Genomic DNA, 14,959 nt, shown 5'->3' with positions numbered 1-14,959 from the left:
AGACAAAAAGGAACGGACAAATGAGCATCAATCTGCAAAAGCCGGACATTACCGAGCTTAAGCCCCGGATCACCGTTTTCGGTGTTGGCGGCGGCGGCGGCAATGCGGTCAATAACATGATCAATGCCGGCTTGCGCGGTGTTGAATTCGTTGTAGCAAATACAGACGCACAGGCATTGGCGCAGTCCAAGGCGGAGCGCCTGGTTCAGCTCGGCGCTTCGGTTACCGAGGGGCTGGGTGCCGGTTCGCAGCCGGAAGTTGGCCGCGCTGCCGCTGAAGAGTGCATTGACGAGATCAATGATCATCTTCAGGGTACGCATATGTGCTTTGTTACTGCCGGTATGGGCGGCGGTACCGGTACTGGCGCTGCCCCTGTCGTAGCTCGCGCTGCGCGGGAAAAAGGCATTCTGACGGTTGGTGTTGTTACCAAGCCGTTCCATTTCGAAGGTCAGCGCCGTATGCGCACCGCAGATATGGGCATCGAAGATCTGCAGAAGAATGTCGACACATTGATTGTCATTCCGAACCAGAACCTCTTCCGCATTGCCAATGACAAGACGACTTTCGCCGATGCTTTCGCGATGGCCGATCAGGTTCTTTATTCTGGCGTTGCTTGCATCACCGATTTGATGGTCAAGGAAGGCCTGATCAATCTCGACTTTGCTGACGTCCGTTCTGTCATGCGCGAAATGGGCAAGGCAATGATGGGCACAGGCGAAGCCTCCGGCGATGGCCGCGCAATGGCCGCTGCTGAAGCTGCGATTGCCAACCCGCTTCTGGACGAGACGTCCATGCGTGGTGCCAAGGGCTTGCTCATCTCGATCACCGGTGGTCGCGACATGACCCTGTTTGAGGTTGATGAAGCTGCAACTCGTATCCGCGAAGAAGTTGATCAGGATGCCAATATCATCCTCGGCGCTACTTTCGATGAAAGCCTTGAAGGCATTATCCGCGTTTCGGTTGTTGCCACTGGCATCGACAAGCAGGTTGGAGATGCGGCGCCAGCGCCGATCGAGTTTCGCCAGCCGCTAAAGCCAATGCCAAAGCCGGCACCACAAGTAGTGGCCAAGGTTGAAACAGTGGCTCGTCCGCCTGTTCAGCAGTCGGTATCACCGGTCGCCGAGGCGGTGCGCAATGCAGGGCTTGATGTAGCGCAGCACGCACCACAGCCTGTCCAGCAGGAATTCCGTCCGCAGAGCCGCATTTTCCAGGCTCCTGCTCCGGAAGTATTTGATGCACCAGTCGCAGCAGCACCACAGGCGCCAGTCTATCAGCCAGCACCTCAGCCTGCACCGCAAATGGCTGAACCTACACCGCAGCCAGTTGCACCACGCATGCCGAATGTTGCTGATTTCCCGCCGCTGGTTCAGGCTGAACTCAACGCCCGTGATATGGGGTCGCGTGACCATTCCCGTGATCAGGCTGCTCACGAAGCCCACGAAGACCGTGGCCCGATGGGTCTGCTCAAACGCCTTACCGCTGGTCTGACACGCCGCGAAGATGAGACTGCTCGTCTCGAGCCAGCTCAGCCTCGCGAACCAGCAATGCGCCCGGCAGAACCACGCCGTCCGCTTTCGCAAGATGCTTCCATTTATGCGCCTCGTCGTGGACAGCTTGACGAACAGGGCCGCGTACAGCCGCAGGCGCGTCAGTCTTCGGAAGACGATCAGTTGGAAATTCCCGCATTCCTTCGCCGTCAGGCCAACTGATCTGACTGCAGTCATCTTCAAAACTCAAATTCCGCCATTGTCTCAATGGCGGAATTTTTCGTTTAATTCATTGAAAAATACTATAAACGACTTAGCTGATAGCCAGGCGCCGCACAGATGCGATGGATGACTACGAGGGTTTGTATTGCAGGATTTCCAGACCACGATTGCGAAACGCATTTCTGTCTCGGGCGCAGGTGTACATAGCGGCGCCCCGGTCACGCTTTCCTTTTTGCCTGCGGCAGTCAACACGGGCATTGTTTTCAATGTGGTTGACAGCGCAGGTGTCCGCCACCCAATCAAAGCGCTGGTTTCGGAAGTTGGCGCAACAGACCTTTCGACCCAGTTGGCAAATGCTGAAGGTATCACCATCAGCACCATTGAGCACGTGATGGCGGCCATTGCAGGTTCTGGCATTGATAATATGGTGCTCGAGATTGATGGTCCAGAAGTGCCCATCTTCGATGGATCATCAGCCGCTTTTCTGGAAGCCTTTGATGAAGCGGGGTTGAGCCAACAGTCGGCCAAGCGCCGCTATATCCGCATTCTTAAATCTTCGCGCGTAGAATCCGGCGCATCATGGGCGGAGTTCATTCCTTACGAAGGCACACGTTATGAAGTCGAAATTGACTTTGAAACGCCTGTCATAGGTCGTCAGAAGTTCGCGGGCGACATGGATGACGCGGTGTTCCGCAAAGAGATATCGCGCGCGCGCACATTTGGATTCATGCGGGACGTAGAAAGACTCTGGGCCGCTGGCCTCGCGCTTGGATCATCGCTTGATAACTCCTTGGTCATTGGTGACGACAATACCGTCATCAACCCCGGTGGATTGCGGTATCCGGATGAGTTTGTTCGCCATAAGACATTGGATGCGATCGGAGATCTATCGCTGGCGGGCGCACCCTTTATTGGCTGTTTCCGCTCCTATCGAGGCGGGCATCGTCTCAACGCGAGCGCTGTGCGTGCTTTGCTCGCCGACCCGTCGGCTTTTGAGATTATAGAGATGCAGCACAGCGGTCCTGTGGGTGCAAGCAAGGCAGTCAGTGCTGCTTCAACCGTATAAATCATTTTTTTTGCGGTATTGAGTTGATGGATTGCAGCAGAATGGCCGCAAGGCGGGCTGTGGCTGGCTCAGGCTGCGCCTCTGACCGATGAAGCATCAAGCCGAGCGAGGGCAGGGATGGCAGCCCGTCCTCCTGCGGTCCCAGACGCTGTACCGTTGTTGGTAGTCCAAATGGCGTTCGTATCGTCACGCCCAGACCTGCAGCCGTTGCGGCCCACAATCCGGTCAGGCTTGGGCTGATAAATGACAAACGCCAGGGAATGCCGGCGCGATCCAGAGCGTTGACAGCGGCCGTGCGCAAAAGACATGGTGCTTCCAGCGAAATTAAAGGTAAGGGATCTCCGCCATTCTGCCAGTTTCTGGATTCTCCAGCCGGACCTATCCAGCACATTGGCACATCCAGGACATGTTCGTAATGCGGTGTTGTAGAGGCCCCGCTGCTCCATGCCAGCGCGAGATCAAGACGCCCTGATGTAATCCGATCAAGCAGGTCGGCATTTCGCGTTACGCGCGCTTCAATGCGCACTTTAGGATGTGCTCGGGCAAATTGGCCAAGAACGTCGGTCAACAGGCTTTCGCCGAAATCCTCCTGTAGGCCAAGCCTCACCCAGCCTTCGAGTTCACTTCCATGGACAGCCGTGATTGCCTCATCATTCAGATCAAGCATGCGGCGCGCATAACCGAGCATGGTTTCGCCAGCTTCGGTTAGGGCAAGTCCACGACCGGCTTTAACGAAGATGGCTGTCTCGGCTTGTTGTTCGAGCTTCTTTAGCTGAGCGCTGACTGCTGATGTCGAACGGCCAAGGCGCTCCGCTGCCTTGGCAAAACTGCCCAACTCCATCCCGGTAGAGAAGGTCCGCAGCACGTCCAGATCAAGTGTGATCTTTCTCATTTGAAACAATCCACATTTTTAGGACTATTAGTCCTGAATAATCTGATTTTCAGGATCATTGTGGGAGCTTATTGATATGGCGTCAAGCAATTCATGAAAGGAAGTCAAATGCCCTTTACCCGCATCTCCCTGCTGGAAGGTAAATCTCCTGAGTACCTCAAGGCGCTGTCGGACAGTTTCCATCAGGCAATGGTCGAAACATTCAACGTTCCCCTGACTGATAAATTTCAGGCCATTCATCAGCACCGGCCAAACGAACTCATCATTGATCCAACTTACTTCAGCGATGGTCGCTCGGATGATTTCGTTATCTTTACAATAACGATTGGCAAGCCGCGCGATACAGATACCAAGCAAGCTTTCTACAAGCGCGTCGTCGAGCTTCTGGGTAAGTCGCCCGGTATTCGGCCGCAAGACATTATGATTGTGGTCAGCACATCGACACGCGACGAGTGGTCATTCAGCAATGGCGATACGCAAATGGTTGAGCCAGCTTGAGCGAGGTTAGCGAGATTATGAACAGTCCAAAGCGCTGCCCGCAGCAAATGACCGTTCGTCGGGCAGGCCAATCCATCGCACCGGCCCCCGCCAATATTTCCACGGCTCCCTTCTGGGCACAGATGTTGCTGGAAAGCGATGTGGATGGCGAAAATAATGTCATGCAAGCCTATGTCGAACCTGGTGTCATCACCAATTGGCACACACATCCTCGCGGACAGTTCCTCTATGTTCTGTCCGGCGTTGGGTTTGCCCAGTGCGACGGCGGTCCCATGGTTGAATTGCGCGCGGGAGATTGTGTCTGGTTTGCGCCGGATGAGCGCCATTGGCACGGAGCAAGTCCGACCAGCACTTTTTGCTACATCAGCATTCAAGCAACCCAGGATGGGACCGCTGTATCCTGGCTTGAACCCGTTATTCGCGAGGAGGCCGCGCAATGATTGCGATGCAGTATAGTTTTACGCTGCCTGCCGATTACGACATGGGCATTATCGATCGGCGCATCGCAGAAAAGGGGCCCTTGCTGGATAATTTCCCCAATCTTGCATTCAAGGCCTATCTGACAGCGCGACGCGACGACGAACGACAAATTCGTGAAAACCTCTATGCCCCGTTTTATGTGTGGCGGCACGAAGCTGGATTGAACGATTTTGTTTGCGGCAATGGCTTTGATGCGGTCAGCCGGTCATTCGGGCGGCCAAGCATTAAGACATGGATGATATGGCAGGCAGAAATATCAGCTGCCATATCATCGGCTGCTTTCGCCACAAGGGAAATACAGCCGATAGAACCCTTTTCATCGCTTGCGGATTTGCGATGCCGCGAAGCAGAAAAGGCTTTGGCCGATGTTGAAAAGGGCGGAGCGCTCGCTGCGGTTTCGGCTTTTGACCCTACTTGCTGGACGCAGATACGTTTTCGATTATGGAAAGAAGAGCCGAAATCAACAATAAAATCAGGCTTTCAAGCCTATAAAGTCGGTCATCTTTCTCTGCCAAAGGTCGACTAATTCCCGCTCCGCCACAAATTTGGACGATTGCATGGCAATAACATTGCTGATTCCTGTCGCTTGTGGTTTATGAACGCCCAACCGACGGTAAGATTGTCTATGTCTAGAGCATGGCGCGAAAACGTGATATCGGGTTTCGCGACAATGCTCTTAAATTATAATGTGGGGCCGGAGACAGCATGGCGAATAGCAGAACGCTTATCAGCGCAAGGTTTGGAAACGCAGGGTTTGGCGGAAAGGTCCGTGCAGCTCTTCTTCTTTTTCCGATTGCCGGCGCTGTTGCAATCTCGGGTTGCGCATCCAAGGACGATGATCTTGATCTTTCTGCCTATGTGGACACGATTGAGCCTGCCGATGTGCTTTACAATCAGGCTCTGGCAAATTTGAATTCGGGTCGCCTTGATGAGGCAGCCAAGAAGTTTGATGCGGTCGACCGTCAGCATCCTTACTCTGAATTTGCACGTAAATCTCTGGTCATGGGCGCGTTCGCTAATTACCGCAGCGGTAAATATGACGATGCCATCGCCATGACGAAGCGTTATATTGCCCTTTACCCGACGCAGCCCGAAGCTGCATATGCTTATTATATAACCGGCCTTTCCTATTACCGGCAAATTCCGGACATTACGCGCGAGCAGAGCATGACCCGCAGGTCGATTGCCGCGTTTCAAGAGGTCGTGCAAACCTATCCTGACTCTGAATATGTTGAAGACTCAAAAGCAAAGATCCGTTTCGGCCGCGATCAGCTCGCAGGCAAGGAAATGCAGGTCGGCCGCTACTATCTGGAGCGCAAGGATTACCTCGCATCGATCAAGCGTTTCCGTGGTGTCGTTGAACAATATTCCAATACCCGTCACATCGAAGAAGCGCTCGCGCGTCTCGTTGAAGCCTATTACGCGCTCGGCTTGACGAGCGAAGCCCAAGCTGCTGCTGCCGTTCTTGGTCAGAATTATCCTGACAGCGATTGGTACAAGGACAGCTACAAGCTGCTGCAAAGCGGTGGTCTCGAGCCGCGTGAAAATGCAGGCTCATGGCTTTCGAAAGCGGCTACAGCAATTACTGGCGGCAAAGAAGGCGCTTAAACTAGAACTCAACCTGAGCCATCATGCTTTCGCATCTGTCGATCCGCGATATTGTCCTGATTGAACGGCTCGACATCGAGTTCGGCGAAGGTCTGTCCGTGCTTACGGGTGAAACTGGCGCCGGCAAGTCCATCCTGCTTGATGCCTTGTCACTGGCGCTCGGCGCACGGGGCGATGCGTCTTTGGTCAGGCACGGTGCCGAGCAGGGGCAGGTTACCGCAGTTTTTGACGTCGCGGGCAGTCATCCGGCTCGTCTGCTTTTGCGTGAAAATGACATTGACGATGATGGCGATATTATTTTGCGGCGCGTGCAGAATGCGGATGGTCGTAGCCGGGTTTTTATCAATGATCAGGCCGCCAGCGTTACCATGCTCAAAGAGCTTGGGCGGCGGTTGGTCGAAATTCATGGCCAGCATGATGATCGCGCGCTGATCGATATCGATATTCATCGCACATTGCTTGATGCCTTCGGTGCTTTGGAAACAAAAGCAAATCTGGTCCGGTCGCTGCACAAGAAATGGCGCGAGGCCGAACATGCTCTGGTTCGCCATCGGGCCAAGGTTGAGGCAGCGGCACGTGAAGCCGACTATCTGCGTGCTTCGGTGGAGGAGCTTTCCAAGCTCGATCCGGAACCGCAGGAAGAGGAGATGCTGGCGATAAAGCGCACAGAAATGATGCGCTCGGAAAAAATTGCCGGTGATGTCAATGAGGCCAATGATATTTTGTCAGGCAATGCCTCGCCGGTACCATCGCTTGCCAGTCTTGTTCGGCGGCTTGAGCGTAAAGTACCCGAAGCGCCGCATTTGCTTGAACCAGTCGTCAAAGCCATTGATGAAGCGCTGAATTTTCTGGCCGAAGCGCAAAATGGTATTGAGCAAGCAATTCGCGCGATCGACTTCGACCCGCGTGTTCTGGAGCAGACGGAAGAACGCCTGTTTGCGCTGCGTGGTGCGGCGCGTAAATATTCGGTGGCAGTGGATGATCTATCGGCACTGCGGGATCGCATGGACGGAGATCTTGCCGATATTGACGCCGGAGCCGAACGTCTGGCAGCACTGGAAAAAGAAACCCTTGCGGCACGGGATGCCTTTGATGAAGCTGCCCTGTCGCTCTCCGCTCACCGTCATGAAACAGCCGAACATCTAAAACAGGCCGTCATGGCCGAGCTTCCCGCGCTCAAGCTTGAACGGGCGGAGTTCATTGTCGAGATGACGACGGATGTGAATAATCGCACAGCAGATGGAATTGATACGGTTGAATATTGGGTGCGAACCAATCCTGGCACGCGCGCAGGGCCAATGATGAAGGTTGCATCGGGCGGCGAGCTTTCACGCTTTCTGCTTGCGCTCAAAGTGGCGCTGGCAGATCGCGGATCAGCTCCAACACTGGTTTTTGACGAGATTGATACGGGTGTTGGCGGTGCCGTAGCCGATGCAATCGGCCAGCGGCTTCGGCGCTTGTCCGGCAATGTGCAGGTACTGTCGGTCACTCATGCGCCGCAAGTTGCAGCTCGGGCCCAAACACATTTTCTCATCGCCAAATCCTCTGCGGGTAATGATCGCGTGGCTACATCGATCCGGGCAATGGAAACGGATGATCGTCAGGAAGAAATTGCGCGCATGTTGGCCGGTGCAAGTGTCACCGATGAGGCGCGTGCTGCCGCGGTGCGATTGCTTCGGGAAAACGCTGCTTAGTTCAACGCTAAAATATAAGGATAGATACGCCCGGCGATCTAGACAGTGCCAATTTGGGGTTTTTCGGCTAATCTCCCGCCGAATCCAGCAGTAGGCAAATCATGGCAGATAAAGCAGTAGAAAAACTGACCGAAGCGGAAGCAGTCGAGGAACTTGGTCGGCTTGCGGCGGAGATTGCTCAACACGATTATCGTTATAACACCGAAGATGCACCGATAATTTCTGATGCCGAGTACGATGCCCTGCGTCGGCGCAATCTGGCTATTGAGCAACGCTTTCCGCAACTGAAACGCGAAGATTCACCATCCAACAAGGTTGGCGCCAGTGTTTCGGAGAAGTTCGGCAAGGTCACCCATTCCATCCCGATGCTGTCGCTGGACAATGCATTTCATGACAGCGACGTGGAGGATTTCGTAGGTCGTATCCGTCGCTTTTTAAAACTGGGTACCAATGCGAGCGTGGCTATTACTGCCGAACCAAAAATTGACGGGTTGTCGCTCTCTCTGCGCTACGAGCTGGGCCGGCTGGTAACTGCCGCCACTCGCGGTGATGGAGCGACTGGCGAGAATGTCACGCTGAATGCGCGTACAGTTGCCAGCATTCCCAATGTGCTTGATGGAAATCCGCCCGAGGTGCTCGAAGTGCGCGGTGAGGTTTATATGAGCCATGCCGATTTTGCAGCTTTGAACGAGCGCCAGGCCAAGGATGGCAAACAGATCTTTGCCAATCCGCGCAACGCCGCTGCCGGCTCGTTGCGCCAGCTGGATTCCACCATTACCGCCTCGCGGCCTCTACAGTTCTTTGCCTATGCATGGGGTGAGGTGAGCGAAATGCCTGCTTCCACACAAATGGGCATGGTGGAGGCTTTCAAATCCTATGGTTTTCGCGTGAACCCGCTGATGCAGCGTTTCGAAAGCGTTGAAGGCCTGGTCAAACATTATCACCAGATTGAAGAGCAACGCGCGCTCCTCGGCTATGACATTGATGGCGTGGTCTACAAGGTCGATGATTTAGCGCTACAGCAGCGTCTCGGTTTCGTCTCACGCAGTCCGCGCTGGGCAATTGCGCATAAATTTCCAGCTGAACGCGCCATGACGATTTTGCGCGGTATCGATATTCAGGTGGGTCGCACAGGCGCTCTGACGCCTGTTGCCAGACTTGAGCCTGTTACAGTTGGCGGCGTTGTGGTGACGAATGTCACACTGCATAATGAAGACTACATCAAAGGCATCGGCCAGAACGGCCAACCGATCCGTGAAGGTCGCGATCTGCGCGTCGGCGATACGGTGGTGGTGCAGCGCGCAGGCGATGTCATCCCGCAGATCGTTGACATCGTGGCGGATAAGCCCCGCGGAAGCACGCCCTATATATTCCCTCACACATGCCCGGCGTGCGATTCCCATGCAGTGCGCGAAGAGGGGGAGGCCGTGCGCCGCTGCACCGGCGGATTGATCTGCCCTGCACAGGCCGTCGAACGCCTCCGTCATTTCGTTCAGCGCAATGCATTCGACATTGAAGGTCTTGGTGAAAAACAGGTCGAATTTTTCTTCAAGTCGGATGATCCGGCGCTGCATATCGGCACGCCCGCCGACATTTTCACTCTAAAGAAACGCCAGGCAGGCTCGTTGGCCAAGCTTGAAAATATTGATGGTTTTGGCGCAACTTCAGTCAAGAAACTCTACGATGCCATCGACGAGCGTCGTGAGGTTTCGCTCAGCCGCTTTATCTTCGGTCTTGGTATTCGTCATGTGGGCGAAGTGAATGCCAAGCGGCTGGCAAAGGCTTATCGCTCCTATGAGGCGCTTGCCAATGCCGCAATCGCAGCCGTTCCCCCGAAGGACAAAGGGGACAAGGGTAATGATGCCTGGCGGGAATTGAACGATGTTGAAGGCATTGGCAGTATTGTCGCGGAGGCGCTGGTCGATTTTTATGCGGAGCAGCACAATCGCGATGCGCTTGCAGCGCTCCTCAATGAAGTCACGCCTCTTGATGAGGAAGTGCGTATCGTCAGCGACTCGCCCGTGGAGGGAAAAACTATTGTGTTTACCGGCTCATTGGAGCGCATGTCCCGTGATGAAGCTAAAGCTATGGCAGAGCGTTATGGCGCCAAGACCGCAGGCTCCGTTTCAAAGAAAACCGATCTTGTTGTTGCCGGTCCGGGCGCGGGTTCGAAACTGACACAGGCACAGGCATTGGGCATTGAAGTCATTGATGAAGACGCATGGTTTGAACTGGTGGGCGCATGAGCGAGACTGTTTTCAAGGGATTTGGCGACAAAGCACTGCCTTTTCTCAAGGCGTTGGATTTTCATCAGAATCGCGAATGGTTTCTGGAAAACAAGGATCTGTTTGAGGCACATCTTTACGAGCCTTTGGGAGATCTCGTCGATGATCTGATTGTGCGGTTTGAAAAAGCCGGACTGCCATTTAAAGGAGATCGCAAAAAATCGCAGTTCCGCATCAAGCGCGATACGCGCTTTGCCAAGGATAAAAGCCCCTATAACCGGCATCTTTCAGCACTGCTTTCTCCTGATGGAAGCAAATGGAGCGAGAGCGGTTGTTTCTACGTGTGTGTCGGTCTCGAAGAATACAGGGGTTGCTACGCCGCCGTCGCGTTCTGGCAGGGAAAGCCCGAGCTTTTACTTGCGATGCGCAAGGCAATCGTCGCCAAACCGGAAAAATATCGAGCAATGGTCAAAGCCCTTGCCAGTAATGGTTTGGAGCTTCGGGATATTGACCGTCTGAAGCGCACCCCCCGTGGGTTTGAGGAGGTGACGGATGCCGATCTTATTGAAGCATTGCGCAACCGGCATTTCATGGTGCGCCATACGATTGAACCTGCGAGAATTACATCTCCGGAGCTGGCGGGTGACCTGTTTGATTTTGCATTGCGCGCCAAGCCGCTTATTGATTGGGGCAGGGCAATTCAAGGCACGCTCCCTGCTTAAAAAGCTTGTTGCAGTTAGCAATTGTGTCCTTCTTGTCACATATGTCTCCTCGCTGAAACATATGGAAATATTCTGTGCAATTAATCTTGACTTAAATGGTAAAGTTTAAGTAGCTAGCGCCAGTTGCACGTAATTGCGTGCATTATTCGCTCAGCAAGCCACCGACATCTCGCGATCGCCTATCGCAGGTCCAGCCAGCCAAGCATTCTCTCGCGGGGACTTGTTATGGTTTTGGGTAAGATTCTGTTTGCACGCCTTATGTGTGGTAGCGCCGGTACGATTTTGGCGCTTGGATTGGGCTCGGGGATTGCGGCGGCGCAGACCGCTCCTGCTGATGGCGAGAATATCACGCTTGCACCCATCGTTCTTAAAAACAAACCGGGCGGCGACGAAGCGACTGTCCTGACAAATACAGTTGACCGCGAAGTTATCCAAAACCGTATGGTCCAAGACTTTGAAGACCTCGGCCGACGGGTTGATGCAGGTGTTAATTACAATTCTACCTCCAAGAGTATCAACCTCCGCGGGCTGGATCAGAATCGCGTATTGACCACCCTTGATGGAATTCGTGTGCCATGGATTTCCGATCCACGCAGCACGCAAGGCGGGCTGGATACGTTCGGCTTTGACGGCCTTTCCAAGATCAACATCACCAAGGGTACCGATTCCAGCCGTTATGGCTCTGGCGCACTTGGTGGGGTTATCCAGATACACACGCTGGACCCTGCCGATATTATTGGTGAGGGAAAGAATTGGGGTGTCTGGACCAAGGGCACCTATGATGATTCAAGCCGCAGCTGGCGGACAAATATTGCGGCTGCAACGCGCATCAATGACACTGAGTTGCTTGTTCAGGGCGGCTACACGACAGGTCATGAAAAGGACCGCATGGGTGATATTGGCGGTTACGGCGCCGGACGCACAGAGCCGAATCCTCTCGACGTCGACCAACGCAATTTGCTGGTAAAGCTCTATCAGAACGTCGAGGGTGGCCATCGTTTTGGTTTGACTGGAGAAATCTCCAATCGCGAACAGGACGGCGAGAACTTCATTGGCACAACGTCTTCCTATGAGCGTGGGAAATTCCAGTCGGGCGAAGAGTCAGAGCGTATCCGCATTTCGGGCAGCTATGATTATGTCGCGCCGGATAAAACCGGCTGGCTCGATGAGGCGCACGCCATCGCTTACTGGACCCGGCAGACTCTGAATAATACCACTGATGCAATTCGCCTGCGGGACAGCAGAGCGTCCATCATACCGCGTGATCCTTTCCGCTATGGCTATCCTTTCGGCATCTATAAGCGCGACAATGAGTTGGAGCTTGACGCTTACGGCTTTACCGGCAATGCGAGCAAGACTGTCGAGATTGGCAGCATTGAGCACAAGTTCCGTATTGGAGCGGAAATTTACCGCCAGGATCTCCATCAATATTCAGCGGGTGTGGACAATTGTCCGGATGTTGATTGGACAAGAATTCCCTCACCATTCGGCCCGCAATCGTGCAAAATGCTGCACTCGAATGCGTCCGATATGCCTGATGTGGAAACAACTGGATTTGGCCTCTATGTCGAGGACGATATCGAGCTTCTTGACGGCAAGCTAACGCTGACGCCGGGTGGTCGTTTTGACTGGTATGAGCACAGCCCGCAGTCGACAGCAGCTTACGAGAGAGGGCCGAATTATGATGGCGGCTTGCCTGCGTCAAACAGCGATTCCCGCTTCACGCCCAAGCTTCGTGCGACATGGCACGCAAATAATAATCTCGATTTCTATGCTCAATGGGCGCAGGGCTTCCGCATGCCCTCGGCGATGGAGCTTTACCAGAATTATGGCGCTCCCGGTTCCTATGCGAGAATCGGTAATCCGGACCTGAAGGCAGAGACCAGCAATGGTTTCGAAATTGGTACCAAATATGATGATGGCACCTATGCGCTGTCAGCCAGCATATTCAACAATTACTATCGCAACTTCATCCATGACGTGACCATCGCACCTCCGGGTGGCGAGTATCCGGTTGGCGGTATTACGGGCTACGAGAACCTTAGCCGCGTACAGATTTATGGTGCGGAACTGAGTGGGCGCGTGAACTTCGCTAATAATTGGACGACATGGACATCCATTGCGTTTGTTGAAGGCAAGGACACGAAGACAGATGAGTATCTGAACTCTATTCCACCAATCCGCGCCATTGTTGGTCTTGGCTATGCGGCTGATAGCTGGGGCGCCGACGTGTCCCTGACCATGGCTGCCAGACGCGACAAGGTAAGCCAGGGTGGTTTTGTTGCCCCAGGTTATGGCATTGTCGATACAACTGCCTATTGGGAGCCGAAATTTGCCAAAGGCATGAAGCTGCAAGTTGGTGTATTCAACGTATTCGACAAGAAATATTGGTCCGCAACCGACGTACCAGACAGCATCAACCTTGCTATAGCAGACCGCTATTCCGAAGTTGGCCGTAGCTTCCGTGTGTCGCTGACACAGAAATTCTGATTAAAATTGGCATGGCTCCCTGCCCAGGCGGGGAGCCGTACCGCATAATTAAGCTACTCCAGCCATTCAGTGATGAACACTTCATTGGCGTGAATATCGATCGTTTCCAGCGCGCCTGGTCCCAGATTTTTGAAATTGTGCGGCGTGTTCGCCGGACACACCACGATTTGCCCTTCCTCGGCATCGATTATTTCCTGGCCCACCGTGAAGCGCGCCCGCCCTCTGCGTATGATGAAGGTTTCAGTATAGGGGTGTTTATGCAGTCGTGGTCCGGCGCCGACGCGTTCCTGATTGTTGAATATAATCGACACATTGGTGCCATAGGGCTTGCCGGTAATTTCCCCATGCCAGCTTAGCGGGAGATCTTCCCAAACTTCCCTATTAATAATATGCGCCATGATTTCTCCTCCGCTCTTCAACTGGAAATCTAAAGAGCTGAGACATCACCGACAAGATGCGACCGTGTCTGAGATTGATGATAGCCATCAACAAAACTAACGTGACAGAATAAGCTCGGTGGCCTAGATGGGGGACATGGATGAACATATATATCAGCAGAAGCCATCGCAGGCTGTTCCAGTGAGCAAAAGCACGCAATTTTGGGAAGGGTTTGCCAAAGGGCTGCCGATCATGATTGCGGCCGCGCCATTCGGGGTATTGTTTGGTGCACTTGCGATTGATCAGGGCTTTTCCCTGTTCGAAACTGTACTTATGAGTGCTGCCATATTTGGCGGTGCCAGCCAAATGGTCGGAATTGAGCTGTTTGGACAGCATATCCCTGCTTGGCTCATCGTCTTTTCCATCTTCGCGGTCAATTTCCGACATGTTCTTTATTCGGCAGCGGTTGGCCGTCGTATCGGACATTTCAAGCCATTAGAAGCAATGCTCAGCTATTTTTTGCTGACTGATCCGCAATATGCTGAAACCGAAAAGCGTGCAGAGTCCGGAAAGCCGGTAACCTTCATCTGGTATCTCGGCGTTGCTACACCGATCTATGTAATGTGGGTCGTTGAGGCTTTTATTGGCGGGCTTTTTGGTAATCTCATTGCGGATACGCATGCGCTGGGTATCGATATGCTGCTTCCCATTTATTTCCTTGGGTTGGTGATGGGGTTCCGCAAACGGACCAATTGGGGGCCGATTGTCATTACCAGTGCCATTGCATCAATCATTGCCGCAAAGACCATTGGATCGCCCTGGCATGTCAGCATAGGTGCCGTCGCGGGTATCCTCATAGCGGTCATTCTTGCCAAGCCTGAGCCGGCAAAGGAAAAACGCTGATGTCATCGATTTTCTGGATCATTATTGCGGGCGCGGTTGCCACTTTTCTAACCCGCATAGGCGGCCATCTCGTGCTTTCGCGCTTTGAGCGGGTGCATCCACGCGTTGAAGTCGCGTTGAATGCAGTGCCGGCAGCGGTCTTGACGACGCTGGTTGCGCCCGCCGCGGCCAATGCCGATTGGCGAGGCCTTGTGGCACTTGCCATTGCCGGACTTGTGTCACTGCGCTTCAATGCGCTGACCATGTTTTTGATTGGCGCAGCAGTCATCATCCTGCTGCGCCAGTTTACCTGAA

14 protein-coding genes are annotated in these 14,959 nt (G+C 53.8%); 12 read left to right on the top strand and 2 right to left on the bottom strand.

Annotated elements, in window-relative coordinates:
- Positions 1-20 precede the first annotated feature (20 nt).
- Together ftsZ and lpxC are read left to right on the top strand one after the other, a co-directional pair.
- Entirely contained in the window at positions 21-1,709 is a 1,689-nt protein-coding gene (ftsZ, locus tag V9K95_RS03815) for a cell division protein FtsZ (RefSeq protein ID WP_336439780.1), read from the top strand.
- Positions 1,710-1,854: 145 nt separating this feature from the next.
- Complete coding sequence (lpxC, locus tag V9K95_RS03810; RefSeq protein ID WP_336439781.1) at positions 1,855-2,775, top strand: UDP-3-O-acyl-N-acetylglucosamine deacetylase; 921 nt, start codon at positions 1,855-1,857, stop codon at positions 2,773-2,775.
- Position 2,776: 1 nt separating this feature from the next.
- On the opposite strand, the gene V9K95_RS03805 is transcribed toward lpxC, so the two are convergent.
- On the bottom strand, positions 2,777-3,667 hold the full coding sequence (locus tag V9K95_RS03805; protein ID WP_307279170.1) for a LysR substrate-binding domain-containing protein: 891 nt from the start codon (positions 3,665-3,667) through the stop codon (positions 2,777-2,779).
- 108 nt (positions 3,668-3,775) lie between these two features.
- Here V9K95_RS03805 and V9K95_RS03800 point away from each other — a divergent pair, with 108 nt between their 5' ends.
- The 8 genes from V9K95_RS03800 to V9K95_RS03765 all read left to right on the top strand — a co-directional run bounded on the left by V9K95_RS03800 (position 3,776) and on the right by V9K95_RS03765 (position 13,384).
- On the top strand, positions 3,776-4,165 hold the full coding sequence (locus V9K95_RS03800; protein ID WP_336439782.1) for a tautomerase family protein: 390 nt from the start codon (positions 3,776-3,778) through the stop codon (positions 4,163-4,165).
- Between the two features lie 17 nt (positions 4,166-4,182).
- Entirely contained in the window at positions 4,183-4,605 is a 423-nt protein-coding gene (locus tag V9K95_RS03795) for a cupin domain-containing protein (protein ID WP_115052558.1), read from the top strand.
- A complete protein-coding gene (locus V9K95_RS03790) occupies positions 4,602-5,171 on the top strand; it encodes a DUF4865 family protein (protein WP_336439783.1) in 570 nt (189 codons plus the stop codon). Before V9K95_RS03795 ends, V9K95_RS03790 begins: the two co-directional genes overlap by 4 nt.
- 179 nt (positions 5,172-5,350) lie before the next feature.
- Complete coding sequence (locus tag V9K95_RS03785; protein ID WP_115052560.1) at positions 5,351-6,253, top strand: outer membrane protein assembly factor BamD; 903 nt, start codon at positions 5,351-5,353, stop codon at positions 6,251-6,253.
- 23 nt (positions 6,254-6,276) lie between these two features.
- Entirely contained in the window at positions 6,277-7,947 is a 1,671-nt protein-coding gene (gene recN, locus V9K95_RS03780; RefSeq protein ID WP_115052561.1) for a DNA repair protein RecN, read from the top strand.
- A gap of 101 nt (positions 7,948-8,048) precedes the next feature.
- Entirely contained in the window at positions 8,049-10,193 is a 2,145-nt protein-coding gene (gene ligA, locus V9K95_RS03775; RefSeq protein WP_336439784.1) for an NAD-dependent DNA ligase LigA, read from the top strand.
- Positions 10,190-10,894, top strand: a complete 705-nt coding sequence (locus tag V9K95_RS03770; RefSeq protein ID WP_336439785.1) for a DUF2461 domain-containing protein — start codon at positions 10,190-10,192, stop codon at positions 10,892-10,894. The genes ligA and V9K95_RS03770 overlap by 4 nt, the downstream gene beginning before the upstream one ends.
- 225 nt (positions 10,895-11,119) lie before the next feature.
- Positions 11,120-13,384: a TonB-dependent hemoglobin/transferrin/lactoferrin family receptor gene (locus tag V9K95_RS03765; RefSeq protein ID WP_336439786.1), complete on the top strand. Its 2,265-nt coding sequence runs from the start codon at positions 11,120-11,122 to the stop codon at positions 13,382-13,384.
- A 53-nt stretch (positions 13,385-13,437) separates the two neighbouring features.
- Here the strand turns inward: V9K95_RS03765 and V9K95_RS03760 are convergent, their stop codons facing one another.
- Positions 13,438-13,782 carry a cupin domain-containing protein gene (locus V9K95_RS03760; RefSeq protein WP_336439787.1) on the bottom strand — a complete coding sequence of 115 codons (345 nt, stop codon included), beginning with the start codon at positions 13,780-13,782 and terminating at the stop codon, positions 13,438-13,440.
- Positions 13,783-13,918: 136 nt separating this feature from the next.
- On the opposite strand from V9K95_RS03760, the gene V9K95_RS03755 reads away from it, so the two are divergent.
- The gene (locus tag V9K95_RS03755) at positions 13,919-14,665 is read left to right on the top strand and encodes an AzlC family ABC transporter permease (protein WP_336439788.1); all 747 of its coding nucleotides are present in this window, start codon (positions 13,919-13,921) and stop codon (positions 14,663-14,665) included.
- Entirely contained in the window at positions 14,665-14,958 is a 294-nt protein-coding gene (locus tag V9K95_RS03750; RefSeq protein WP_307279148.1) for an AzlD family protein, read from the top strand. Before V9K95_RS03755 ends, V9K95_RS03750 begins: the two co-directional genes overlap by 1 nt.
- The last annotated feature ends 1 nt before the right edge of the window (position 14,959 follow it).

Source organism: Phyllobacterium sp. CCNWLW183 (assembly GCF_037203775.1).
Classification (GTDB): Bacteria; Pseudomonadota; Alphaproteobacteria; order Rhizobiales; family Rhizobiaceae; genus Phyllobacterium; species Phyllobacterium ifriqiyense.
Note: the sequence above shows the minus strand (reverse complement) of the source record. Positions and strands in the feature narration are given on the sequence as shown.